This is a genomic window from Butyricimonas faecihominis, from assembly GCF_033096445.1.
Lineage (GTDB): Bacteria > Bacteroidota > Bacteroidia > Bacteroidales > Marinifilaceae > Butyricimonas > Butyricimonas faecihominis.
In genome coordinates, this window is record NZ_AP028155.1 from 880,651 (window position 1) to 905,648 (window position 24,998).

The following is a 24,998-nucleotide window of genomic DNA, read 5'->3' on the forward strand; positions in this document are numbered from 1 at the left end:
CTCCCTGTTGGCACAGGGTGTGAGGAATTGTTGAATTCAAAAAACAAAGTTATGAAGAAAATTTCTAATGTCGTCGGGAAGAGGCGGTTTTTATTCCTCCTTTTCTTAATTTTCACAACCCAAATTAGTCTGAATGCGTATTCGCAGGAAAGAAAGATTACGTTTTCATTGAAAAATGCGTCTTTAAAAGAGATTATCAGTGAGATCCGTAAGAATTCTGATTATGATTTCGTTTATCGTGACGTGAATCTGGAATCATTTGCCCGACAAGATGTTGCTTTTAAAGATGCAACGATTGAACAAATTTTAACGGATTGTCTTAAAGGGACTGATCTCGGTTACGAGATAAATGGTAAGACGATCATTATTCGTAAAAAGGCTGTAAGCCAAGAAGAAAAAAAATCGAAAACAATTACAGGTAAGGTTTCGGATGAGCAAGGAAACGTGTTGCCGGGAGTTACGGTTATCATTAAAGGTACGACCTTGGGAACGGCAACTGGTGCTGACGGGGAGTATAAATTGGAAATACCCGGTGATAGTGAGCAAGTCTTGATCTTCTCTTTCGTCGGGATGAAGACTCAAGAAATTGCCGTCGGTTCGAAGACGCAACTAGACGTGAAGTTAGTCGAGGATTCGGAAACATTGGACGACGTGGTTGTGACCGGTATTTTCACGAAATCCAAGGAAAGTTACACGGGGGCTGTTACGGCCGTTTCTGCCAAAGAGTTGAAGATGTACAAAGGCCAAAATCTGTTAGCCACGTTGCGTAACATCGACCCTTCAATCAATGTCGTGATGGACAATGCTTTGGGAAGTAACCCGAACGTGATACCGGAAATTAATATCCGGGGTAATTCCTCTTTACCCATGAGCGTGGATGAATTAAATCAACAAGCATCCAAACAATTGAATGCTCCGTTAGTAATCATGGATGGATTCGAGATTACTTTGCAGAAGTTAATGGATTTTAATGACGAGGAGATTGAAAGTATCAACATACTGAAAGATGCTTCTGCCACGGCAATTTATGGTTCTCGGGGTGCAAATGGTGTTATTGTTGTTACCACGAAGGCTCCTCAAGCCGGTAAATTGAAAATTTACGTGCAAGGAGGAATGAATATTGAAATGCCAGACCTTTCTTCATACGATTTATTGAATGCCCGTGACAAATTGGAATTGGAGCGGATTGTCGGACTCTATGATGATGAAGATGATGTCGTTAACGATCGGGCGTTAAAGGAGAAATATGGTCAATTATATTCGGAGGTGTTGAAAGGTGTGAACACGCATTGGTTGAGCCAACCGGTACAGACCGGTATTGGTCAGAAATATAATTTGCGTCTAGAGGGTGGAAATGAGTCTTTTCGTTGGGGAACAAATATTTCTTATAATTCTGTTATAGGAGCGATGAAGGGATCCGAGAGAAATACTTTCAGTGGTACGGTAACTTTGTCATATTCCGTGAAGAATGTGCTCTTTAAGAATCAGACTAGTATTGATATAAATAAAGGAAAAGAAAGTAAATATGGAACATTCTCTGATTATGCCAAAATGAATCCGTATTACCGGATAAAAGATGAGAATGGAGAATATATCAAGGTGTACACGATAAAAGGGACAAAACAGTATAACCCGCTTTATAATGCCCAGTTGGGGGTAATCGACGAGGATAAATATACCTTGATCACGAATAATTTTTCTATTGAATGGAGCATTAATCATGATTTGCGTTTACGAGCTCAATTAGGCTTACAAAAGAAAAATAGTACTTCTGATAATTATTTACCTGCCGATCACACGACTTTTGCGACTGCTACAGATAGTGATAGTTATTTTCGCAAAGGAAAGTACACTTACGGAACAGGTGAGGATATTAATATTGATGCAAACGTGACGTTGAGTTATTCAAAGATATTTCATGAAAAACACCAGCTATATGCCGGATTCGATTATTCTATAGCCCAGAAGAAAAATCATTTCTACACGTTTATCGTGGAAGGATTTCCTGATGGTAAATTGGATTTCATCGGTAATGCTTTGCAGTATGAGAAAAATGGGGTACCGAAAGGTACGGAAGAATTGTCTCGTCGGGTTGGTTTTACCGGGAATGTCAACTACATTTATAACAATCGTTATTTCATGGATTTATCTTTCCGTGTGGATGGTTCATCGTTGTTCGGGACAAAAAATAAATTTGCCCCGTTCTGGAGTGCCGGTATCGGGTGGAACGTGCATAACGAGAAGTTCATGCAGAATCAGAATATCGTGAATAATCTTCGGATTAGAGGATCGTACGGAGAAACCGGATCTCAACAGTTTTCTTCCTATCAGGCTTTGTCAACTTTCCAGAGTTATACGGGAAAACGTTACATTATTTGGAACGGGTCTGAGTTGATGGGATTAGGAAATGAAAAGTTGAAATGGCAGGTTACCAAGCAATTAAACGGTGGTGTTGAAGTTGGACTTTTCGACGGACGCTTGTCGGCATCTTTCGATATTTATAGTAAAAAGACTTCTAATTTGTTGTCTCAAATGGATTTGCCTTTGGCGAACGGATTCAGTTCTTACGTGGATAACGTGGGAGAGGTGAAAAATACGGGCTACGAGGCCATGATTAGTGGATATTTAATGCGTGATACGCACCGGAATATCATCTGGTCTATGACAGCCAAATTAGCTTACACGAAGAATGAAATTACCAAGCTTTCTGAAGCAATCAAACGGCAGAATGAGCTTTACAAATCAAAAGATGTAGAGATTAATCAGTTATTGTATGAAGGGTATGCACAGAATTCAATTTGGGCTGTTCCTTCCATGGGAATTGATCCGAGTACCGGATATGAAATTTTCTTGGATAAGAATGGGAATATCACGGATAAATGGAATCCATCCGACAAGCGTTATTTTGGAGTCGATGAACCTAAATACAGAGGTAATATCAGTACTTACTTTGCTTGGAAGGATCTTTCCGTGAATCTGTCATTTGCTTATCAATGGGGGGGCCAACAATATAACGAAACCTTGCTTAACAAGGTGGAAGTGACCAATGGTGAAATTGATAAGAATAATGTTGATAGTCGTGTGTTGAAAAAGAGATGGCAGCATATTGGAGACGTGAAACCTTACAAGGGATACGGTTCCGTGGAGACAAAAGCAACTTCCCGTTTCGTGATGGATGATAACGTGTTCCAATTCCAAAGTGCCAGTGTGGAGTATCGGTTACATTCAGATTTCTTGCGTGACAAGTGGAAAGTTGAGACAATCAGTATCGGGGCTAATATGTCGGATATATTCTATATTTCTTCTATCAAGCGTGAAAGAGGAACTTCTTATCCGTTTGCCCGCAGACTGGCTTTAACCCTTTCATTAATGTTTTAAACAATGGTATTATGAAAAGAATTTTACTATATATCACGTTATTCGCAACTTTATCGCTAGCCTCTTGTAATGATTGGCTGGATGTAAAGCCGGAGACTCAAACCGATGAAAAAGATATGTTCAAGTCGGTTTCCGGGTTTAAAAATGCCTTGACTGCCTGCTATATTAAATTGAATTCCAAAAATTTATATGGGCTAAGTTTGACGATTACGGATATTGAATTTATGGCCCAACATTGGAGTTATCAGGAGAGTAATTATCGGGGGGCAGAGGATCTCAAGGCTTTCAAATATGAAAACGATTATCCGAAGACATTAATATCCGCAATTTACGGGGAGATGTATAATACAATTGCCCAAGCCAATATTATACTACAGAATATGCCCGATCACAAGGAGGTGATCACGAACGAGGATATGCGGGCAATTGTAGAGGCAGAGGCATTAACGATTCGGGCATTTTGTCACATGGAAATATTACGTTTGTTTGGGCAAATGCCGCAAAATTCTGATAAACAGGTATCTTTGGCGTATGCTAAAACCGTGTCCACGGTGATGATTCCGCATTATTCATATAATGATTTCACGAATTTGATTCTTGCTGATTTAGATGCGGCTGAAGCTTTGTTTAAAGATCATGATCCGTTATTTACTTATTCTTTCCAAGAATTGGATAATTTCTTCGATACAAAAAATTATAATGTAGAGCTGGCGGACGAGTTTATGGGATTTAGACGTTTCCGTTTCAATTATTATGCTGTGAAAGCAATTCGGGCAAGGTTGTATATGTATATGGGGAAGAAAACAGAAGCATATACTGCAGCAAAAGAAATTATTGATGCCGTCGATAAGAATGGTAAGAAAGTTTTGGAATTGGCGGGAGCGGGAGATATTAGTAGTAGTAATTTTGCTTTGCCTTCAGAATGTATTTTGGCTTTAAGTAATTACGAGATTGAAAGTAATACAGAGAAATTGTTTAAATCCGATAAAACTGAAAGAATATACCTTACAGAAAAACAGTTTAATAATGATTTGTTTGCCGGACAATCTACGGCCGTGAATAACCGAGTGCAAGTGTGGGATCGTACACCTGATAATCAAGGGGCTATAAAACCTTTGCTAAAAAAGTACAATCAACCGTCCTCAACCACGAACACGGATATGGAGGTGTTGGCCACGCAGAAACAGGTGGTTCCATTGATTCGTTTGTCCGAGATGTACTTGATTGCTATCGAATCTGCTCCCACGCTGAATGAGGCTAATGCTCTTTATATTCCTTATATGAAAGCGAGAAACGTGGATGCGTCTCCTTTACAACAAGAACAGTTGATGACCGAGATAATCCGGGAATATCGTAGAGAATTCTTTGGAGAAGGACAAATGTTCTATACTTACAAACGTTTGGGAATAAAAAATATGTTATGGAAGACGGATCGGGAGGTTGGCGAACAGGATTATATTGTGCCATTACCAAGTACAGAACTGAACGCAAATTAAAAGTAGAAAGCTATGAAAAAGATAAATAAATATATACTATGGTTATTACCGATTTTCGGATTATTCGCATGTGAAGATGAGATGGGGGTGTATAATTCACCGGAGAATCGTTTGAATTTTATATATGAACCATTCACGATGGCCGATACCGTGATTCCTCGTACATTTGTTTACGATGTTGAAACCCGGGTATTCGATACCGTTTGGTTGGAAGTTGAAACGATGGGGTATGTAGAAGATCATGAACGTTCGTTTGTACTGGAACAAGTGAAGAAAGGAGAGGGAGAACAAGCCGTGGCAGGAAAGCATTATATTGCTTTTGATGATCCGCTTGTTGCCGATTATTACAAGATTCCAGCGGGAAAAAATACCGTACGTTTTCCGATAATATTAAAACGTGATCCTTCATTAAAACAACAGGAGGTGACATTATGTGTTCAGATCGGTCACAATGAAAACTTTATTCCCGGCTACGAAAAATATCAGAAGAAGATCATTCGGGTGGCAGATATATTGATGCAACCGAAATACTGGGATTTTTATGCATCGTATTATTTCGCTGGAAAATATGGTAAAGTGAAGCATCAGTTTATGATTGATGCCACGGCAGATTTAGGAATCAAGATGAACGATGACTTTTTCTATTCGTTAGTTGGTGATCCGAGTAGCGTTGATATGGGAATGACGGATTATTGGTTCTATTTCTTCACTCGGAAATTGGCTGCTGAAAATGAGGCGAGAGCTGCCAGAGGTGAAGAACCCCTTCGAGAGGCACCGGAGCCCGGTGAAACGGAAGGTGCGTTAGTTAGATTTACCCGGTATGAAAGATAATAATGACAAGTTATGAAAAAGAAAATATACAATATATTATCAGTCTGTTTATTCGCGTTACTTGTTTCGGCATGTTATGACGACGAGGGAAACTATGACTATCATGAAATCAGTACGATTAATACTGAAGGATTGGAAAAGAGTTACACGAAAACGTCCTACCAGGATGTTCTTCATCTGGAACCAACCGTTACGGCAACGGGTGGGGAGAGTGATTTTGAATATTTATGGACGTTGAACCTGACGAAAGGGTCGGGTACGACTTCCAATAAAATAGAGATAATACTGGACACGATTGGAACTGATCGGGTGTTGGATTTTCCGGTAAATATTAAACAAGGGTTTTATGATTTGACATTTCGGGTAACGAATAAGAGCAATAAACTGGAAACGTATCAGGTGATGTCTTTGAGCGTGGTGACTAAATTTTCAGAAGGTTTCTACCTGTTGAAAGATATGGGAAATTCAACAGATGTGGATTTGCACGCTTCTGATAACAGTTTAGTGGATAATATTTTCTTGAAAATGGATGGGGAACATATGCCTGATGCACCGGTTAGCTTAGGGTTAGATCCCGGATATTGTTTTGTTGATGAAACCACGGCAGAATACGTGATCACGAAGGCTTTAACTGTTTGCACGGAGAAGGATGTCCGGATTTCTAATATCGAGGATATGAGTACGATTTACACTCATAGTAACATGTTCCTTGGTGGTGAGGCTCCCGAAGAAAAGCCGTATTATGTGTGGCGAAATGCATACGGGGTCGGATATATTTCTGACAAAGGAGCATACTTTTCTACACAAGCATCCCTTTGGGATTTGTTAGGAACGGGAAAGTTCGGATTCCCCGCTATGGTAAATGATGACGAGGAAACAAAACCCAACCAGAACGGTGTGTTTGCGAGTACTTGTTTTTATTATTTAGACGAATTGAAAGGACGCTTTTTGTTTTTGGATTTTAATGGTAGCTTACATACTTATAGTGATTTGGACAAGAATGGTGAAGAAAAACCGAATAAGCCTAACGGTATAACTCACCATCTGAAATTCTTTGGAAAGAATTACATGGATGAAACGAGTACAGGGTATGCTTTGTTTGAAGATGAGAATACTGCAGGAAAACATTATATTTATCAGTTGGTGTTGGGAATGGATCCTTCTAACCCGATTGAAAAGGTAACAGAAGTTGCAACTTCGTCTAAATTGAACGGGGCGAATCTGTTTGCCGTGAATGAGTTGACAGCTAAAGTGATGTATTTTGTAAACGATAATCAATTGTATATGTATGATCTGGTACAGAATACGGAAGAGTTACTTCGTCCGACGGATATGGCTACGGGAGAAGAGATTACTTATATTAGTAATCGTTACTGGTCGGGTTCTGATAATGCAGATAAAAACTTTGATTATTTGGTATTTGCTACTCATAAGGATGGGAAGTATAAAGTGTATTTATACGAGATTCTTGGAGGTAAGCCTTATGGTAAGCCGGTGCGCGTGCTGGAAGGAGAGGGGAAAGTGGTGAAGATGCATTATGTCGATCCGTCTATGTCCATGGTTAGTTATAGTTATTTTCCTAATTCTTTTTAATGAATCTTTTTAATGAATCTTTTTTCAAAGGAGATGCTTAAAGCGTCTCCTTTGAAATATATACCTCTTACAACATGAAAATCATAGATTGTATTGTATTGGGTGTGGCGTGTCTAGCATGTACACCTTCGGATTATTATACCCTTCAGGGTACCCTGCCCGAAAATAGTAAAGCCACTGAAGTTTATTTACTCACGGGGGAAGGGAAAGGTACTGATACTCTTGCAAAAAGTACGGTACGTGGGGATCGTACTTTTACATTAAAAGGTAAGGCGGAGAATCGTTTGCTTTATTTAAATATGGGAAACTATGGTGGAAGAGTTTATTTTTATTCAGAACCCGGAGAGTACCAGTTGAAAAAGATAGGTAATAATTATTTAGTCGAGACCGGGCAGGAAGGAATGCAATCCCGGTTAAACGCTCATCTCGAAAAGATCGAGAAGAACTCGACGGAAAGGTTCGATTTGCAAAAACGAATGGCAGAAACAAGTGATGAAGGGGATTTAGAGTCATTGGGACGAGAAAATGAACGATTATGGAAACAAGGGAACGATCTGCTATTGGATATGGTGACTGATTTCAGTGGTAGTTCCGTGGCGGCCATGTTGGTACAGGATAATATGTGGATAATCAGTTATGATTTTAAATTATTCACACGAACTGTGAAAGCGATGGGGGATGGACCTGATTCGGAAATAAGAAAGGAGATCATGGAAAAATATGAGGCGGCAAAACAAAAACAATTAACGGGTAAAGCCCCGGATTTTACTTTGCCGGATCTAAAGGGGGAAAACGTAAAATTGTCGGATTACAAGGGGAAATATTTATTGATTGACTTTTGGGCTTCTTGGTGTAAACCATGTCGCATGAAGATTAAAGAGTTGAAAAAAGAATATGGTCGTCTGCAAGAATTAGGGATTGAAGTGATTGCTATTTCCTGTGACAAGAAAAAGGAGGATTGGTTAAAAGCCGTGGAAGAGGATCAACCTATATGGAAACAATTACGTGTTGATCAGGAGATAAACGGAAGTGATACAGCCGATGATTATAAGGTAGAATTTTTGCCTACTCTATACTTGATTTCTCCGGATGGGATGGTTTTGGATACCAATCCGGGAATGGAGGAAATTGAGCATGTTGTAAAAAATAATAAATGAAGAAATGATACATCTAGCAATAAAATTCGTGTGTTTGTTAGGACTTTTATCTGGAACCAGTTTGCTGACACAAGCTCAACCACAGTATGTTGAACCTGCAATAAAGATTGGCGTGTTTGATTCAGAAGGGAATCCTATTGATAAACCTAAAGTAATTGTATATGATAGTCTTCATCGGTTTGTAAAAGAGGAAGTTGTTAATAAAACTGATTTTAAAGGGCAGATTAAGAAAATAGAAATACAAAACTTTGGAACGTATTATCTCCAATTTAGTAAAGAAGGGTATGAACCAATCGAGGAAGTTCGTGTCACTTGGAAAAATGATATGGTGAATAAATCTCCAATTGTAAAGATGAAACTTTTAAATGCTAGTAAAAGTCTTTCGTGGATGTGGTGGGGGATAGGTGCAGTTATGCTACTTATGGCATTACAAGGGTATAAAATTTTTAGAAAGAAATATAATAATAAAAATTTATGATGTTATGAAAAAGTATTTAATGATTTTATTCGTTCTTTGTGGTTTGGCTTCATTTGGACAAGATAATTTGTATATAACTTTAGTTGGTAATAATTTCGGTAATCCTATAAAAGGAATGGGTATTTCAGTCCATGAAGCTGGCGGGAAAAATTATCATGGAATAACTGATGTTGATGGAAGGGTTTCGTTTAAGATTAGTGTTTTTCATCATTTTAATGTATATGTGGAAAATCCGACACTTTGGTATACAAAACCAATTGTTGATTTAATGATGCCTAGTAATCAATTTTTGTTTATAACTGTTACAATATTGGGTGATTATCGTTTTTCTCAAAATCAGAGAGAGGAAATAGAAGAGGTGTGGGAATCATATTTTATATTACCTAAAAAGATTTATGTAGAAATGGCTTAAATATTTTAATAACTTAAAACGCGAAAATTATGAATATCAATCAAATACTATTAATCAGTCACTATGAGGCAAAGCTACTAAGGAGAAATTGGTTATTCATTTTTCTCGTGTTTTTATTGGTAGATGGGAGTCTGGCGGCTCAATGGTTTATACAAGTGGACTTTCCTATTCATTTTCTGAATGCACTATCTTGTTCGATTCCTTTCGTGAGTGCTTTTCTTTTCAATTTTATTCAGGGAATTTTTATCCTCTTTATAGCGGGTGATTTTATCCGGAGAGATCGTTCTTTAGACTCTTTTGAATCGCTAAGCACACGTTCTCATGGGAATGGCGATTACGCAATGGGGAAATTACTGGCTGTTGTGGGGAGTTTCGTGGTGTTGAACGTGCTGGTCATTGTGATTACATGGGGGTTCCATCAATTTTCAATGCAATCATCTCCTGTTTTTTTCCCGTATGTATTTTATTTCATGACATTAACTCTCCCTTCTTTATTGTTTTTGGTCGGGATAACTTTGTGGATAACCGTCACGATAAAAATATGGCCCGTGGCGTTATTGTGCTTGATAGGATATATCTTTTTTAATGTTTTTGTTTTGACGGATTATTTATATGGCAGTTTGGACTATCTGGCGATTTCGATACCTAATGTGTTCTCGGATGCCACGGGAAAACACGTGGGACTTTTCCCGTATGTGACTCAACGAATCGCATTTGCCATGTTAGGTATTGCCTTCATGTTGCTATCTGTAGTTAGATTGAAACGTTTACCGAATAATCCCGGAAATAGACGATGGATACAATGGATGGGGGTTATTGTGCTGATTACAGGAATCTGGGTAGGAGGAACTTATTATTTCCATTTTGAAAAAGACCGACAGAAAAGACAGGAGTTTGTGAAATTGTACATGGAGTATGCAACACGGAAACGTGTGGAAATTATCCGTCAACATATCGAGTATAGCCAACATCGAACTCGGATGATCGTGAATGACACGCTGACTATTCGTAATCCCTACCGGGAAAAAATAGATGGATTTTTCCTTTTCCTGAATCCCGGATTATATGTTGATGGCATAACGACTGGAGAGACTAGCGTGAATTTCGATCGAAAAGATTTTGCCATATCATTACACCATTCTTTGGAGCCGGGAGAGGCGAAAGAGTTCGTGATTCGTTATGCCGGAGAAATTGACGAGAGTGTTTGTTATTTAGATATTCCGGATCAGGATTATTATGCGACACAATGGAGTATTAATATTTTGAGATACGGGAAACATACAGCTTTGGTTGATGATAAATACACGTTGTTAACTCCCGAATGTTTATGGTATCCGACTGTGGAGTTTCAGACATCTCCCGTGGCATTACAATTTGCCGACAGGTATTTTACGGATTACGTGTTAACCGTTATCCATGATTCAAGTTATACCGTTATATCTCAAGGGGAGGCTTCACAAACGGGGGATGGAACCCGTTTTGATCATGCTCACGCATTGCCGGGATTAACATTGTGCATGGGCAGGTATAATAAACGAGAGATTACGATTGACGATACTCGTTTTGAATTGTATTATTTTGATGAAAAAGGAGCCTTGTTCTCTTCGCTTGAGGCGACTAGAGAAGGGCTTGTGCAAGGAATTGGTGAGGCTAAAGCATATTTTGAAAAACTAACCGGAGAAGTTTATCCTTTTCATAAATTGGCTTTCATTGAAACCCCGGTTAGTTTTTGTGCTTATCGTGGCGAAAATAGGAAAAGGAGTGAACGGATTCAACCGGAATTAATCTTTAAACCGGAAAATTGTTGCGATCAATCAGATTATCTTCCCGTAAAGGAGTATGCGGATAAAAGAGAAAAAGCCGTTATCGGAAGTTCTAGAACAGAGATCGAAAGTGAGGCGATTCGTAATTTTTGTACGGCGAATGTAGGGGAAGAAATTAGCGTGTTGAGAAAAATGGCGTTGCCGGATTTTATTGCCGGGCAGCAAATTACACCGGAAATAATAAAGAATCCGGCTTCAATTCTTCCCATGTTTACTGATTTTAGCGATTACATTTATTCTGAAAATTTTCCGGGCATTAATCGAATTATGACAGGAATGCGAGCAAATAATCAAGTTGATATACAATGGGAATTATACAAGGTCGGAGAAACCGGTGAACATAAAGCGATACGGACTCTTTCTTCGCAAAGTTTACGAGATGTATTGAAAGGAACGGGAAAGTCTTGTGATTTAGATGCTATTTACAAGCTAAAAGCCGCTTATTTGAGAAAACAGATTAATATAAAAGTGAATCAGGATAGTTTTGCTGTTTTCATGAACAATTTCCGATCTAGGAATTCTTTTTCTCGCGTTACTTTCGAATGTCTGGCGGAAGAATTTGAACGTGAATTTAATTTCGATCTTGTTGAGGCAACATGCGAATTGTATGACCAACATGGACTTGCCGCACTTCGTGTACAAGATATTGAACAATACACGGGGAAGGGAAACGAAGGGCCGATGCTTGCTTTCAGTGTATGGAATTCTTCAGACGTGAACGGAATTATTTCCGCGTACACGGATAAAGGCGATGGTTCAAGAGATTTGTTGAATGTAGGGGATTTTATGATCCGGGCCGGTGAATGTTCCCGGATTTGTTTCCCGTTATCCCATAGTGTAGGAGGTGTGATCTTGCAATCTAATTTGGCGCAGAATATCCCGGGTAATTATATTTACAATTTCATGGAATTTCCCCAGGAAGCGCTTGTTCATGCGGGACGGAAAAAGTTGGAACCCTCTTGCTTTTTACCGTCTTCAGGAGAGATTGTCGTGGACAATGAGGATCAAGGATTTCATGTTTTCGCTTCGGAGACGAAAGAATCCTTGTTAGGGAAATTATTGCAGGATAAGATGATCGTGGAAGATAGTGGGGTCGATTTTCTGACCGACAATGCCCCGGGATGGGTTAGTTCCGTTTATATAGATGCTTACGGTTTTCCCGTACGGAGTTTTTTAGGTAAAAAGACGAAAAACAGCCAGGCCCGTGCGGAATGGAAAACGGAAATTCCGGAACAAGGAGAGTATGGGGTGTCTATATACAAGTTAGACCTGGATTTCAGGTACCAAAGGCAAGCTGATTCAGTGGCCTATTATTACACGTTGGAGCAAGGAGATTATCGTGCGGATATTGTGATGTCGTTTCTCCGAAATGGACTGCAAAACATTTATCTGTCAGACAATCTCGGACGAAAGGAAGAATATTCTTACCAGCAACAAATGCCTCAATGTGGTTGGATCCAAGTAGGTGTTCTCCCGCTAGCCAAGGGTAAAGTAAAACTAATTTTACATGATAAGGGGGCTTTCCCGGAACAATTGGTTTTTGTGGATGCGGTGAAGTGGGTAAAGAAGTCATGAATGTAGTAATAATCGAGAAGGCGAAAACACTAATATAGAGACGATAATAAATTCAGAATTTAAGTTCTTGCGTGAAGAAATCTAATTTGAATAAAAAGTTATAGGAAATCTAATGAAAAAAGGAATATTATTTTTGATATTATTTTTCTTGGTCGTTTGTAAAGGAACTGGACAAATCTTACAAGGTTATGTCAAAACCTTGGAGGAGAAACCTGTTTCTCAAGCCCATGTTATTTTACTAAATTCAGATTTAAAGGTTATTGCCCATGCTGTAAGTGATGATGATGGTTTCTTTTTAATCCAAGCCGTGGAAAAGGGGATGTATAAATTGAACATATCCTGTGTAGGATTCGAGATTTTACAACAAAATATTTTGATAGAGGGAAATCGAGGAGATTTAGGTGTGTTTAGAATAAAAGAAGGGATTACCTTGGATGAAGTAACTGTAATAAAGCACAAAAAATCTTTAACAACAAAAGTAGATCGGATCATATATGATGTGGAGCAAGATTCAATGGCCAAAAATTCTGTGGCGATGCAGATACTAGAGAAACTTCCGTTTGTTAATATTGACTTGAAAACGAAATAATTACAAGTGATGGGAGGGACGAATTTCGTGATTACGATTAACGGGAAAAAGAATCTTTTTCTTTCGGAGGCAAATCAATACGTAGCTCGACTGTTACAAGGAGATAAGATGAAACAAGTTGAATTAATCACCTCGCCACAAGGACAATACAGTGATAAGACTGCCGTGATTAATATCGTGACAAAGGGGAGTTTGCCGGATGGTATTGTCGGGAATATTATGATTGATTTCGGTAAAGACTTCATTAAACCGAATTTAGGGGTAACTTCAAAAATTGGGAAATTGGTGTATAACGTGAATTATCAACCGGGATACACCTATTATTCGGAGTTAACAGATAAGACAAAGGTAATAAATTATAGGGATGACACGATACACAGAACGGAATCAGAATTGATAACTTGGTCGAAAGATGATTCGCATGAGTTACAATTAAACGCAAGTTACGATTTTTCAGACAATGATTTACTCACCTTTACCGGGCAATACACCTACTATCGGGAAAGGGAGTTTCAGGAAGGAAAAACTACGATATGGAATAAAAAAGATAACAAGGTACAAATTTATTCCTTTGAAAATAGAAATATCAACAGAGAGGAGCGGTGGAATGGAAAAATTAATTATCAGAAGTCGTTCCGGAATAAAGAAGGGAGGCTTTTTACTGCCACGTATGGCGTGGAAAATAATCAAGGGAAAAAACAGTATGGACAGGAGTTAACAGGGATGTTGGGGATAGAGGATTCTAGGGGAATATTTAAGAATAGCTTGCGTTTAACGGAACACACAACAGGAGTGGATTTTACGAATCCAATAAATGAGAAACATTCATATTTCCTGACGGCTAAACTTGTTGCCAGACAGTATCGCAGTGATGAGGAATTGAATTATGATCAATATGTTTCGGCATTTCGGGCAAGTTATTTTTTTTCTACAATCAAAATGAGTTTAAGGGCAGAAGTGAGTTTTGAGAAAACAATGAATAATATGCAATTTAGTAGGAAGAGCGAAAAGGTACGAAAGAATTTCTTTAATGTAACGCCCAGTGCTTCAGCTATATTTTTATTAAGTCGGAAATCTACGTTTTCAATATTATATTCAGTACCTTCTTTCCGCCCGGATATTTATTATCTGAATCCTTTTGTAGATCGTTCTGATCCTTCACATTGGAAAGTTGGTAATCCCGATTTAGAACCGGAAATATCCCAGTTGCTCTCGATGAGTTATCGCTTTTATACAGAAAAGACGAGTTTAGCTTTTTCAGCAAAGTATAAACATTCAGGTAATGCCATATATCCTTATGACTACACGAATGAAACAGGAGTGCTTGTCACTACTTACGGGAATATGAATCGTTCGGAAATGCTTTCTTTTAATATGAACTTTGAATACAAAATCCCTGATAAACTTCAAATATGGTGTACAGGAGAGGCAAAATATACGTATTATTCTATCGCTAGAAGTAATTTTCCACTTTGGAATTTTAAATCAGCTGCAGGAGTTTATGTCACATTATTCAAAAAGGCCACTATTGGAATTATTGGCAATATTCGTCCTATGTCAACATCTGTGCAACATACAAAATTTGAATATCTCACGACAGCTACTTTGAGAGGAGAATATGCTTTTACCTCAAGGCTATCTTTCCTCGTTGATGTGGACAAGTTTTTATGGAAACATATCAATGTGGAAAACGTGAAAGAAACAGACTCGTTTTACTACCACAAAGATGAACAATGGCGAGGTCGGTGGGTGTCGTTTACCCTAGTCTATAATTTTGGACGCTTGTGTGATCGTGTAAAGAAAAGTGGTCGGGGAGTAAAGAATGAAGATAGAGTGAAAGAACTATAGTTTCCTTGATAACATGAAATTTTAATTTAGATGTATAAAAGTATGGAAAGAACGTGTTTCAATCTTTCCCGCATATAGTGATTGGCATTGTTCTTGTGCTTTTTCACGGTGTTTATTGAAATATCCAATAACTGGGAAATTTCTTCATGAGATTTCCCATGAAGACTGAGTTGGTACACTTCTCGGCAAGAAGGGGAGAGTTCGTTAAAGACGGTTTGGATCATCTGGAAAACTTCTGATTCAACGATGTTTTCCAGAAAGAATTCTTGGTCTTCTTTTTCGAGAACAATTTTTTCGGCATATCGATTCGCAATGTTTCTGCGACGAATTGTGTCAACAGAGAAACTACGTACGATTTTGTACAAATAAGCTTTTATCGTGCTTTCTGTTTTAAATTCGTTCCTTTTTTCCCACAAATTGAGAAAGGCATCTTGTACTACATCTTCAATGGTCGCATCATCATCTACATATTTAGCTGAAAAATAGCGCAATGTTGATGCGTATTTGTCATATAAATAGCGGAAAGCTTTATCGCTGTCTTGTCCCCAGAAATTTGTTGTTATTTGACTTTCCATGTAAATGCCGTATCTTTAAACCAACGATTAATAATCAGTAAAAATATAGGTTATTAATGGTTATTTTCACATCGAAATTATGTTTTTATTAATTTTTTTATTCCCACTGGGAAAGAGACTCTAATAAAAGTAATTTCGATCTTAAAATAACCAATAATCAACACTTTTACTGATTATTAATCGTTCGTTTTTTGATAGGAAGATTATGCTTGTTTTGGCATATTGTTATAACAATTAATAATAGCCTAGGAGGGTGTGTTAGATTTATCCGTGTTTTTCTCTTTTTTCGTTCATGTAAGAAAAAATCTTTTTTATTCCAATCCAATTCTCGTGTATTATCACTAAATTTGCCCCTTTAATATAAGATTGATAACATTAAAAATTGGGAAAAATGAGAATTATTGTATCTGTAATTTTATTGGCATTTATCACTGTCAGTTGCGGTACTAACAAACGTGTTTACGCACCACCTTTTGAGGAAGAGGAGACAGAGACTGTTGTAGTGAAAGAAAACGTGCAAACCACGGCACAAAATCCCACAAAGAAAACTGAAAATACAAAACCTGTCGTTTCTCGGGAAGAGAATGTAACTATGACTCACGGGGACGTGTTGAAACGTTATAACGTGATTGTCGGCAGTTTTTCAAACGTGGACAATGCTTTGAAATTACAGGCAAAATTGAACGGGATGGGCTATCACAGTATTATCATGAAGAATAGTGCCGGGATGAGTCGGGTAAGTATTGCTGGATTTGACGAAGAGGCATCCGCTCGTGAAGAATTATTAAAAGTTCGTGAACAATATCCGGAGTTTGCAGATGCATGGCTGTTGATTTCCAAGCAAAACTAAATACGAGATAAAGATGATATAAAAGGTCGGCATTAGCCGACCTTTTAAGTATCAAATCAATTCAAATCCCACAATATCAGGACCGCTATCATCTTTTTTCTTCGTTTCATCATTTCCAGATAAGACATTTTCTTCGGAGGCATCCCGTGGTTCTTCCGTTATTTTTTCTTCTATTAATACTGTTGTGGAGTCTGTAATTTCAGAATCCTCTGTTACAAGTGTAATTTCTTGCCCTTCTTGTAAAGTCGGTTCGGTGTGAGAGAGGATTTCCGGATCTTCATTTAAAGAAATAACTTCATGTACAACTGTTGGTTCCTCTATCTCTTCCGTAGGACTCTCAATATCAATAACGGAATTTTCTGAGATGATTGTTGTCATGGCAGCTTGGTTCTCTGAAAACGAAACATCTTCTTGAAGAACACCGTTTTCACATCGGAATACTTTTCCCGGAAAATGTTTTATTAGGTCGTATTGGTGGGTGGCGATAACGACTGTTTTGCCACTATCACAGATGTCTTTCAGTAGTTCAACTAATCGATAGGAAGTTTCCGGGTCGATGTTTCCGGTAGGCTCGTCAGCTAGGATGATAGGAGGGGCGTTTAGCAATGCTCGGGCAAGCACGATGCGTTGTTGTTCACCGCCGGACAATTGATGTGGGAATTTATCTCGTTTGTCAGGAAGTTCGACTTTATCCAACACTTCGTTTATCCTTTCCTTGATTGCTTTCTTGTCTCTCCAGCCTGTGGCTTTCAGCACGAATTCCAAGTTTGCGTAAACATTCCGGTCTGTCAGTAATTTAAAATCCTGGAACACGATCCCGCATTTGCGTCGTAAGTAAGCAATTTGTGATTTCTTGATCTTGCTCAGTTGGTAACCGGCAACTTCTCCTTTACCGTAAATAAGGGGGAGTTCGGCATATAATGTTTTGAGCAAAGATGTTTTCCCGCTCCCGACTTTACCGATCAGGTAAACGAATTCACCTTCTTTGATCTCCAGAGATACATCTTTGAGAATCGTGTTTTTTTGTTGCCGGATGACGGCGTTTTCCAGTTTTATAATTGCTTCCACCTTATTAATTTTAGATTTTAGATTCCAACCGCACAAGGCCACCGTTTTGTAATCACTGAATCTTTTCAATTTTCCATTTATAGTTCCTTTAGTCCTTTGATGTTTGCTTCCGGATCGGGAGAGTTGAAAACGAAACTACCTGCTACAAGGGCATCGGCTCCGGCATTTACCAAGCGTTTTCCGGTTTCGAAATTAACCCCGCCGTCAATCTCGATAAGGGTATGAGAGTTAGATTCCATGATCAATTTCTTCAGTTTGTCAACTTTATTGATAGTCTGTTCAATGAAAGACTGTCCCCCGAATCCCGGATTAACACTCATTAATAAAACAACATCAATATCCTCGATAACATCTTCCAACAAAGAGACTGGGGTATGTGGGTTCAGTGAAACCCCGGCTTTCATGCCCTGTGCTTTTATTTGCTGGATAGTGCGGTGCAGATGAGTACACGTTTCGTAATGTACGGTCAATATGTCTGCTCCGGCTTTATGAAAAGCCTCCACGTAACGTTCCGGTTGCACGATCATTAAATGTACATCCAGTGGTTTCGTGGCCATTTTTTTTATTTGGGAAACTACTGGAAGTCCGTAAGATATATTAGGGACGAATACGCCATCCATGATATCCAAGTGAAACCAATCGGCTTGGCTACGGTTGACCATTTCAATATCTTTTGATAGATGCAGGAAATCTGCAGATAATAGCGAGGGAGAAACAATAACGCTCATTTTAAAGAGTTTAAAATTTAGAATTTAAATTATTTGTACCAGCTAGCATACATGGAATAGGAATTCACGATTCTTTCCACTTCGTCACGTAAGAGTTCCGGACCCATTTGTTTCAATTTTTTAGCGGGAGCCCCGGCATATACCCAACCGGATTCAACAACGGTACCTTTCGTCACCACACTACCGGCAGCCACGATGGAATTACTTTCAATGACAGCGTTGTCAAGAACGATAGCACCCATACCGATCAGTACGTTATCATGAATCGTGCATCCGTGAACCACGGCATTGTGGGCGATAGAAACGTTATTCCCGATATTGGTCGGAGATTTTTGATACGTTGCGTGTATCGTCGCGTTATCTTGAATGTTTACTTTGTTGCCTATTTTAATATAATGTACATCACCTCTCAGAACGGCCCCGTACCATATACTACAATCGTCACCCATCTCCACGTCGCCAATAACAGCGGCATTTTCAGCTAAAAAACAATTCTTGCCGAATTTCGGCGTGTGTCCATTTAATTCTCTGATTATTGCCATAATATAATTGAAAATTGAGAGTTGAAAAATGGAAAATAAAATTCAATTTTCAACTTCCCGGTTTGTAAACTAATTTAACGTGTCGAAATTACGAAATATATGGCAGAAAACAAGAGGGGATGGTCTTTTTAAAGATTTCATTCTTGAGGCTGGAAAAATTTCTCTGATTTTTTTTGCTTTTAGAAAAAAGGTGTTACTTTTGCATCGCAGTTGGGAATAACCCACGGCAGAGTTCTTAAATGGAATAGTAAATGCGAAAATAGCTCAGTTGGTAGAGCATAACCTTGCCAAGGTTAGGGTCGCGGGTTCGAGTCCCGTTTTTCGCTCACTTTTAAATGCGAAAGTAGCTCAGTTGGTAGAGCACGACCTTCCCAAGGTCGGGGTCGCGGGTTCGAGCCCCGTTTTTCGCTCCTTGTGACGAGATCAATTATTGGTCTCGTTTTTTTGTGTAATGTGTTACTCCCAAATTCTTTTCAGTTATAAATCAATGTATATCCCTTATTCCAGCCTTTTGCCGGGGATATAATGGCTCGTAATTTTATTCTTGAGTGTGAATAGCCTCGTTATTGGCCCGGTTGACAGGTTATTCGAGTATGTTATTTTTGCTTTCCATCTGTTAAAATGGCGGCGATAATCGGGCGAGCATCGGGCGACAATCGGGCGATGGCGCCTAACAGTCACCTAATAATCGCCCCACCGCCATGTAACGGACATGGATAACCCCGGGAAAAGGGATACTAAACCCGGGATTAATTTTAGAGTTTAGAATTTAGAGTTCAACTTTTAGTTTTTATCTTCTCAACCACCCTTTCACGAGGGGAGAAAATGCTTGGTGATGTGAATAAGAGACTATTCCGTGAAATCAACAAATGTCCGACTTTCCCGAATCTTTTTGCAGTAATCACTTACTTTTACGTGTTCTGGATGAACTTTATAACGGGCGAGCGCTTCGGCATCGGCAAAAGTGGAGATTAGGACCGCATCGTATGCCATATCGGATTCCTTTTCATTGATTCCGACCTGTAATGATATGATTTCCGGAACGATACCGACCAGTCTTTCCAAGCTTTCTTTCATAATTAACGCGTTCTCTGCTTTTGTTTTTCCCTCGGCAAACTCCTTGAGTTTCCACATGACAATATGTTTTAGCATACTTTTTGATTTTAAATAATACGTTGCAAAAGTAGTCTTTTATAAAAAATAAAACTAATTTTGGATGCAAGGGAGGATCAGATGGGGGGATTGAAAAATAAATGTAAAACAAACGAGTTATGGTGGAGAAGGCCAAAAAATCAAAAGCGTCAAAAGATCAGACTGCTACAGATATAAATTTCAAATTCAAGAGTATTCGCACAAGTTGTAGCGAGGTAATTGATTTTACCGGAAACAAGCATTATCGTACGGTTTTCCGCTTGAACGAGGTCGAAACTTTGTTCGTGGACACGGAAGTGATAAATAAACAGTTTGATGAAAAAGCTTGGGATGCGGAGATTGTGGCGGCTTTGATATATATGCATGGAGAGCAACCTGTACTGGTGGCACAAAAAGGAGGAAAAGTTACCATCCCCGAAACGGAGTCTGTTTTTCAATTTTCAACTGCTTTTTCTGTCGAGGACTTTACAGACTTTAGGTTTCAAGAAGGAGCTTATCGGGTACAAGTGATGATAAACGGGCAAGCCGGGGTGTCGGATGAAATCCATTTGTTGGAACCGCATGATTTGTTCCGGGATTATTTTCAATTGTTGGATATTGGGTTTGACAAATGCGTGGAGGAAGCTCCTGATGTGCAGCGTCCTCACTCGTATCAGGCCTTTGCAGCCAAAGGATTGGAAGACGTTCGGTTCTATCTGGTGGCGGAGAATTTTTTATCGAGTGAATGGACGTATGAATTTTTGATTAACGTGTTTGACGCTAACGGAATACTAAAAGCTAATCGAGTAGCTAAAGGAAATTATTACATTCCGAATCGGGAAGGAAAGCGTTTGCTTTGTTTTGCCTTGGATTTAGGGGCAGGATTGAGTAATTTTTGGGAAGAAGGGAAATATAGGGTTGAAGTATTGTGTTTTGATCAGCCTGTGATTCAATTGGAGTTTTCGATCGGGGAACAGGATTTACCTTACAATTTTACCGACGAAATTGCCGGAATCAACGGGCAGGTACATGAAGTGGCGGGAGAACCTTCAACTCCACAAGATAAGGAAGAGGCTCTATCCCGATTGTATCAGTTAGTGGGATTGCGTAAAGTGAAAGAGGAAATTACCCGGATGTACGAGTTGGCAGAATTCGTGAAAATGCGACAAGAGAACGGTTTTAACGATAAACTTCCGGTTTTGAATATGATCCTTATGGGGAATCCGGGAACAGGTAAACATTTGGTTACCGAGATCACGGGAGAGATGTTTTACCGTTTGGGAGTACTGTCAAACGGTAAAGTGCATCGGTATAAGAGAGAGGATTTTACCCGTCCGGGAATGGCTGCGGAAGAACAGTTGATTCGGGAGGCTATCACGAAGAGCATCGGAGGTATTCTGTTGATTGAGGATGCAGATGAATTGTACCCGACCAATGATCCGAATGATCCTTCTATGCGTATTTTTACCGTGTTGTTGGGAATTTTGGAACAAGAGCAACCTTCTTTGTTGGTTGTCATGGCGGGCGATGTTATGGCATTGCAGGCTATTACAGAAGGAATTCCCGGCGTGAAAAAATGTTTCCCTTACCAATTTGTATTTGATGATTATTCGGCAGAGGAATTGATGGAAATTACTCATCAAATGTTGGAGAAGCGACAATTTAAGTTTACCTCGGAAGCAGAGGATAAGTTTTCCGATATGTTGAAGGATTGTTGTTCCGTGAGGGAATCCGGCTTTTCCAATGGTCGGTTTATAGAAGAGCGACTGGATGATGCCTTGACACGGATGGCCAAGCGATTGATGGTAAATCACAAGGGTACACATACAAAGGAAGATATGATGTTGATCAAGGTGGAAGACATCGAAACACTGGAACAGCCGGATCCGAGTAAGTCTGTTGATGTGTTGAATGATATGATCGGATCTAAAGAGTTAAAAAACAGTTTGATTAGCTATATTAATTATATCTATTTTATCCGGGAAAGACAAAAGCATGGTTACGCGGATGTGATTCCGCCTTTGCACATGCTGTTCACCGGGAATCGGGGGACGGGGAAAACGACGGTGGCCCGAATGCTTGGGGAGATATTCGAGTCGGCCGGGATTCTGGAAAGTTCTATGGTGACCGTCAGGAGTAGGGGTGAAATTATCGGTGATGGTTCCATTCCTCCACAACAGATTGCCATGTATATTTTCGAACAGGCAAGAGGGGGTATTCTTTTCTTGGAAGATGCTCACACCTTGTTTCAGGATAATGTAGGGGCCGCGGCATTAGGTGTTATTTTCGGGCAATTGTCGCCTACCGATAATGGAGATACCATTGTTATATTGAGTGGTGACCCGGAAGCGATGGATAAAGCTCTGGCCGGAAATCCGAGAGTGAAGTCTCTTTTCCCGTATCATTTCCATTTTTCCGATTACACGCCGGAAGAGTTATTGGAGATAGCGATTCAGAAGGTGGCAGAGAAGAATTATACCCTGCATCCGAAAGCGAAAGAGGCATTTAAAAACTTGGTATCCCAAGTATGTAACGAGCATGATAAATTCTTTGGAAATGCTTTATTTGTCGAGAAGATGGTGGATAAAGCCATTCACAACCTATCTGCTCGAACCATGAAGATCAGGAAGGAGCGGGAACTTACTCGAAAGGAGATTACGACATTGATGGCCGTGGATATTCCGACGGCAACTTCCGAGCTACCCAATTCTTATAAAGATACTTTCGACGAGAAAGAGATTGCCTCGGCTTTGAAGGATCTGGATCACATGGTGGGACAGACGAAACTCAAAAAACAGATTCATGATTTCGTGGATTTGGCTCGTCATTATAATCAACAAGGGACGAAACTAAATACCCGTGTATCATTACAATGGTGCTTTACCGGGAACTCCGGAATGGGAAAAGGAACAGTTGCTCGGATTATTGCCCGTATTTATAAAGCTATGGGGATTATAGATAAAAGTGAGGTTACAAGTTTTAAAGTAGAACGTTTACTCGGGTTGACCGAGGAAGATGTTATACAAAGTATCGGTATGGCTCTATTACAATCGAAAGGAGGGTTATTTTTCTTCGATGAAGATTCCAGTAGTCTGAATGAAGTTTCCGGTTTCCGGGATCGGGTAAGGGCGATTCTTGTGAATCAGTTGGCAACACAACCGGGGGCTTATAACGTGATCTATGCGAAACAAGATCCTCCCCGTCAGATTATCAACGACGAGGTTGAAAAGGTTTCTGATATGATTAATATTCTTGTTTTTGAGGATTATACGGCTGATCAGTTAATGGAAATATTGAAACGTGATCTTGCCACGGATAATGCCCGGATGACGAGAATGGCTCAACAACACATGGAACAATTTATATCTTATATTGTCGCGAATAAAAAACGTAGTCATGCCAGTGCCCGGTTAATCAAACTGGTTGCAGAGATGATGATTCGGAATCGGGTACAGCGCTTGGCCCAGAATAAGAAAGCGAATGACGTGGATGTGAAACATTCGGTCACGAAACAGGATGTTGAAATGTTCACGCCTACCATGTTGGATAGTATGACATCAGAAAGGAATACAATCGGGTACAAGCAATGAATCGCAGAATACTTCATCTTGCTATTCCTTCTATCGTGTCTAATATTACCGTTCCTTTGTTGGGATTGGTGGACGTAACGATCGTGGGACATTTAGGGGCGACAGCCTATATCGGTGCCATCGCTGTGGGAGGATTGTTATTTAATATTCTTTACTGGAATTTCGGTTTTCTACGAATGGGAACCAGTGGGCTGACTTCACAAGCATACGGTCGGAAAGATAAAGATGCTGAAATACGGGTACTTGTGCAGGCGGTGAGTGTCGGTTTATTTTCAGCCTTGGCCATGTTGATTCTGCAATACCCGATAGAACGGCTGGCTTTTCGACTATTGGATACAAGTGCGGAGGTGGAACAATACGCGGTCTCTTATTTTAGAATTTGTATTTGGGGGGCCCCGGCGGTGTTGGCACAATACGGTTTCACGGGGTGGTTTATCGGAATGCAAAATTCCCGTTACCCGATGTATATTGCCATTGTGATGAACGTGATTAATATCGTGTGTAGTTCCTGTTTTGTCTTTTTGTTCGGGATGAAGGTGGAAGGCGTGGCTTTGGGGACAGTTGTTGCGCAATATTCAGGAGTGATGATGGCTTGGTGGCTTTGGTTTTATAATTACAAAGAACTGCGGGGACGGATCACGTTTAGAGGAAGTCTTCAATTGATAGCTATGCGGCGTTTTTTTGCCGTGAACCGGGATATATTTCTTCGGACACTTTGCTTGATCGGAGTGACAACATTCTTTACTTCAACAGGAGCCCGTCAAGGAGATGTAATTCTGGCTGTTAATACATTGCTCATGCAGTTGTTTACCTTGTTTTCCTATATCATGGACGGTTTTGCATACGCGGGGGAAGCTCTGTCGGGGCGTTACGTGGGAGCCTGTAATTTGGTACAATTGAAACGGGCGGTGAAGGCATTGTTCGGCTGGGGAGTTGGTTTATCATTGGTTTTCACGTTATTGTACGGGATAGGAGGAGAGAATTTCTTGGGATTGTTAACGAATGACACGGTCGTGATAGAGACTGCCGGGCATTATTTTTACTGGGTGCTTGCTATTCCGCTAGCGGGATTTGCTGCCTTTCTGTGGGATGGAATTCTGATCGGGGCCACGGCTACCCGTTTTATGTTATGGGCCATGCTGGTGGCTTCCGGTAGTTTTTTTGTGATCTATTATTGTTTTTCCGGGGCTACGAATAACCATATGTTATGGTTGGCTTTCTTGGTTTACCTTGCGCTACGCGGGATTATGCAGACTTTATGGAGCCGAAAGGTGTTCACTTTAAAATATCTCCAAAGTCTGAGATCATAAATTGAAGATCGGATAGGTTTATTT

The 24,998-nt window shown here is 39.7% G+C and carries 17 protein-coding genes, 2 tRNA genes and 1 pseudogene; 15 read left to right on the forward strand and 5 right to left on the reverse strand.

The window, feature by feature from the left end; genetic code table 11:
- The first annotated feature begins 51 nt into the window (after positions 1-51).
- The 10 genes from R8806_RS03625 (at position 52) to R8806_RS03670 (ending at position 15,180) form a co-directional block, all read left to right on the forward strand.
- Positions 52-3,378 carry a SusC/RagA family TonB-linked outer membrane protein gene (locus tag R8806_RS03625; protein ID WP_124316867.1) on the forward strand — a complete coding sequence of 1,109 codons (3,327 nt, stop codon included), beginning with the start codon at positions 52-54 and terminating at the stop codon, positions 3,376-3,378.
- 11 nt (positions 3,379-3,389) lie between these two features.
- Complete coding sequence (locus tag R8806_RS03630) at positions 3,390-4,874, forward strand: RagB/SusD family nutrient uptake outer membrane protein (protein ID WP_124316868.1); 1,485 nt, start codon at positions 3,390-3,392, stop codon at positions 4,872-4,874.
- A 12-nt stretch (positions 4,875-4,886) separates the two neighbouring features.
- The gene (locus R8806_RS03635; RefSeq protein ID WP_124316869.1) at positions 4,887-5,705 is read left to right on the forward strand and encodes a DUF4843 domain-containing protein; all 819 of its coding nucleotides are present in this window, start codon (positions 4,887-4,889) and stop codon (positions 5,703-5,705) included.
- Between the two features lie 12 nt (positions 5,706-5,717).
- Entirely contained in the window at positions 5,718-7,298 is a 1,581-nt protein-coding gene (locus tag R8806_RS03640; RefSeq protein WP_124316870.1) for a PKD-like family lipoprotein, read from the forward strand.
- A 74-nt stretch (positions 7,299-7,372) separates the two neighbouring features.
- The gene (locus tag R8806_RS03645) at positions 7,373-8,455 is read left to right on the forward strand and encodes a TlpA disulfide reductase family protein (RefSeq protein WP_124316871.1); all 1,083 of its coding nucleotides are present in this window, start codon (positions 7,373-7,375) and stop codon (positions 8,453-8,455) included.
- 34 nt (positions 8,456-8,489) lie between these two features.
- Complete coding sequence (locus R8806_RS03650) at positions 8,490-8,933, forward strand: hypothetical protein (protein WP_317715774.1); 444 nt, start codon at positions 8,490-8,492, stop codon at positions 8,931-8,933.
- 4 nt (positions 8,934-8,937) lie between these two features.
- Entirely contained in the window at positions 8,938-9,345 is a 408-nt protein-coding gene (locus tag R8806_RS03655) for a hypothetical protein (RefSeq protein ID WP_118302427.1), read from the forward strand.
- Between the two features lie 29 nt (positions 9,346-9,374).
- The gene (locus tag R8806_RS03660) at positions 9,375-12,743 is read left to right on the forward strand and encodes an ABC transporter permease/M1 family aminopeptidase (RefSeq protein WP_151411481.1); all 3,369 of its coding nucleotides are present in this window, start codon (positions 9,375-9,377) and stop codon (positions 12,741-12,743) included.
- Positions 12,744-12,855: 112 nt separating this feature from the next.
- A complete protein-coding gene (locus R8806_RS03665) occupies positions 12,856-13,332 on the forward strand; it encodes a carboxypeptidase-like regulatory domain-containing protein (RefSeq protein WP_124318224.1) in 477 nt (158 codons plus the stop codon).
- Positions 13,333-13,341: 9 nt separating this feature from the next.
- The gene (locus R8806_RS03670) at positions 13,342-15,180 is read left to right on the forward strand and encodes a TonB-dependent receptor domain-containing protein (protein WP_124318225.1); all 1,839 of its coding nucleotides are present in this window, start codon (positions 13,342-13,344) and stop codon (positions 15,178-15,180) included.
- 26 nt (positions 15,181-15,206) lie between these two features.
- On the opposite strand, the gene R8806_RS03675 is transcribed toward R8806_RS03670, so the two are convergent.
- Positions 15,207-15,755: an RNA polymerase sigma-70 factor gene (locus R8806_RS03675; protein ID WP_124318226.1), complete on the reverse strand. Its 549-nt coding sequence runs from the start codon at positions 15,753-15,755 to the stop codon at positions 15,207-15,209.
- Positions 15,756-16,146: 391 nt separating this feature from the next.
- On the opposite strand from R8806_RS03675, the gene R8806_RS03680 reads away from it, so the two are divergent.
- Positions 16,147-16,605 carry an SPOR domain-containing protein gene (locus R8806_RS03680; protein WP_051466006.1) on the forward strand — a complete coding sequence of 153 codons (459 nt, stop codon included), beginning with the start codon at positions 16,147-16,149 and terminating at the stop codon, positions 16,603-16,605.
- Between the two features lie 429 nt (positions 16,606-17,034).
- Here the strand turns inward: R8806_RS03680 and R8806_RS03685 are convergent.
- From R8806_RS03685 to R8806_RS03695, 3 genes and pseudogenes are all read right to left on the reverse strand, one after another.
- Positions 17,035-17,682: pseudogene (locus R8806_RS03685) on the reverse strand (cell division ATP-binding protein FtsE); the annotation flags it as partial.
- 68 nt (positions 17,683-17,750) lie between these two features.
- The gene (rpe, locus tag R8806_RS03690; RefSeq protein WP_124318227.1) at positions 17,751-18,401 is read right to left on the reverse strand and encodes a ribulose-phosphate 3-epimerase; all 651 of its coding nucleotides are present in this window, start codon (positions 18,399-18,401) and stop codon (positions 17,751-17,753) included.
- A 29-nt stretch (positions 18,402-18,430) separates the two neighbouring features.
- Positions 18,431-18,943 carry a gamma carbonic anhydrase family protein gene (locus R8806_RS03695; RefSeq protein ID WP_087420195.1) on the reverse strand — a complete coding sequence of 171 codons (513 nt, stop codon included), beginning with the start codon at positions 18,941-18,943 and terminating at the stop codon, positions 18,431-18,433.
- 253 nt (positions 18,944-19,196) lie between these two features.
- Between R8806_RS03695 and R8806_RS03700 the strand changes: the two genes are divergently transcribed.
- Positions 19,197-19,269 (forward strand) — tRNA-Gly (locus R8806_RS03700).
- Between the two features lie 11 nt (positions 19,270-19,280).
- Positions 19,281-19,353 (forward strand) — tRNA-Gly (locus R8806_RS03705).
- A 439-nt stretch (positions 19,354-19,792) separates the two neighbouring features.
- Here R8806_RS03705 and R8806_RS03710 read toward each other — a convergent pair.
- Positions 19,793-20,095 carry a Dabb family protein gene (locus R8806_RS03710; protein WP_124316458.1) on the reverse strand — a complete coding sequence of 101 codons (303 nt, stop codon included), beginning with the start codon at positions 20,093-20,095 and terminating at the stop codon, positions 19,793-19,795.
- A gap of 119 nt (positions 20,096-20,214) precedes the next feature.
- Here R8806_RS03710 and R8806_RS03715 point away from each other — a divergent pair, with 119 nt between their 5' ends.
- Together R8806_RS03715 and R8806_RS03720 are read left to right on the forward strand one after the other, a co-directional pair.
- Positions 20,215-23,664 carry an AAA family ATPase gene (locus R8806_RS03715; RefSeq protein ID WP_124316457.1) on the forward strand — a complete coding sequence of 1,150 codons (3,450 nt, stop codon included), beginning with the start codon at positions 20,215-20,217 and terminating at the stop codon, positions 23,662-23,664.
- Positions 23,661-24,974 carry an MATE family efflux transporter gene (locus tag R8806_RS03720; protein WP_124316456.1) on the forward strand — a complete coding sequence of 438 codons (1,314 nt, stop codon included), beginning with the start codon at positions 23,661-23,663 and terminating at the stop codon, positions 24,972-24,974. Before R8806_RS03715 ends, R8806_RS03720 begins: the two co-directional genes overlap by 4 nt.
- Positions 24,975-24,998: the final 24 nt, after the last annotated feature.

What these genes read in the sequence shown, in the direction of transcription:
- R8806_RS03630 (WP_124316868.1), top strand. Translation starts at nt 3,390, where the DNA reads ATGAAAAGAATTTTACTATATATCACGTTATTCGCAACTTTATCGCTA.
- R8806_RS03625 (WP_124316867.1), top strand. Translation starts at nt 52, where the DNA reads ATGAAGAAAATTTCTAATGTCGTCGGGAAGAGGCGGTTTTTATTCCTC.
- R8806_RS03695 (WP_087420195.1), bottom strand. Translation starts at nt 18,943, where the DNA reads ATGGCAATAATCAGAGAATTAAATGGACACACGCCGAAATTCGGCAAG.
- R8806_RS03680 (WP_051466006.1), top strand. Translation starts at nt 16,147, where the DNA reads ATGAGAATTATTGTATCTGTAATTTTATTGGCATTTATCACTGTCAGT.
- R8806_RS03660 (WP_151411481.1), top strand. Translation starts at nt 9,375, where the DNA reads ATGAATATCAATCAAATACTATTAATCAGTCACTATGAGGCAAAGCTA.
- R8806_RS03670 (WP_124318225.1), top strand. Translation starts at nt 13,342, where the DNA reads ATGGGAGGGACGAATTTCGTGATTACGATTAACGGGAAAAAGAATCTT.
- R8806_RS03655 (WP_118302427.1), top strand. Translation starts at nt 8,938, where the DNA reads ATGAAAAAGTATTTAATGATTTTATTCGTTCTTTGTGGTTTGGCTTCA.
- R8806_RS03645 (WP_124316871.1), top strand. Translation starts at nt 7,373, where the DNA reads ATGAAAATCATAGATTGTATTGTATTGGGTGTGGCGTGTCTAGCATGT.
- rpe (WP_124318227.1), bottom strand. Translation starts at nt 18,401, where the DNA reads ATGAGCGTTATTGTTTCTCCCTCGCTATTATCTGCAGATTTCCTGCAT.
- R8806_RS03665 (WP_124318224.1), top strand. Translation starts at nt 12,856, where the DNA reads ATGAAAAAAGGAATATTATTTTTGATATTATTTTTCTTGGTCGTTTGT.
- R8806_RS03710 (WP_124316458.1), bottom strand. Translation starts at nt 20,095, where the DNA reads ATGCTAAAACATATTGTCATGTGGAAACTCAAGGAGTTTGCCGAGGGA.
- R8806_RS03715 (WP_124316457.1), top strand. Translation starts at nt 20,215, where the DNA reads ATGGTGGAGAAGGCCAAAAAATCAAAAGCGTCAAAAGATCAGACTGCT.
- R8806_RS03635 (WP_124316869.1), top strand. Translation starts at nt 4,887, where the DNA reads ATGAAAAAGATAAATAAATATATACTATGGTTATTACCGATTTTCGGA.
- R8806_RS03720 (WP_124316456.1), top strand. Translation starts at nt 23,661, where the DNA reads ATGAATCGCAGAATACTTCATCTTGCTATTCCTTCTATCGTGTCTAAT.
- R8806_RS03675 (WP_124318226.1), bottom strand. Translation starts at nt 15,755, where the DNA reads ATGGAAAGTCAAATAACAACAAATTTCTGGGGACAAGACAGCGATAAA.
- R8806_RS03640 (WP_124316870.1), top strand. Translation starts at nt 5,718, where the DNA reads ATGAAAAAGAAAATATACAATATATTATCAGTCTGTTTATTCGCGTTA.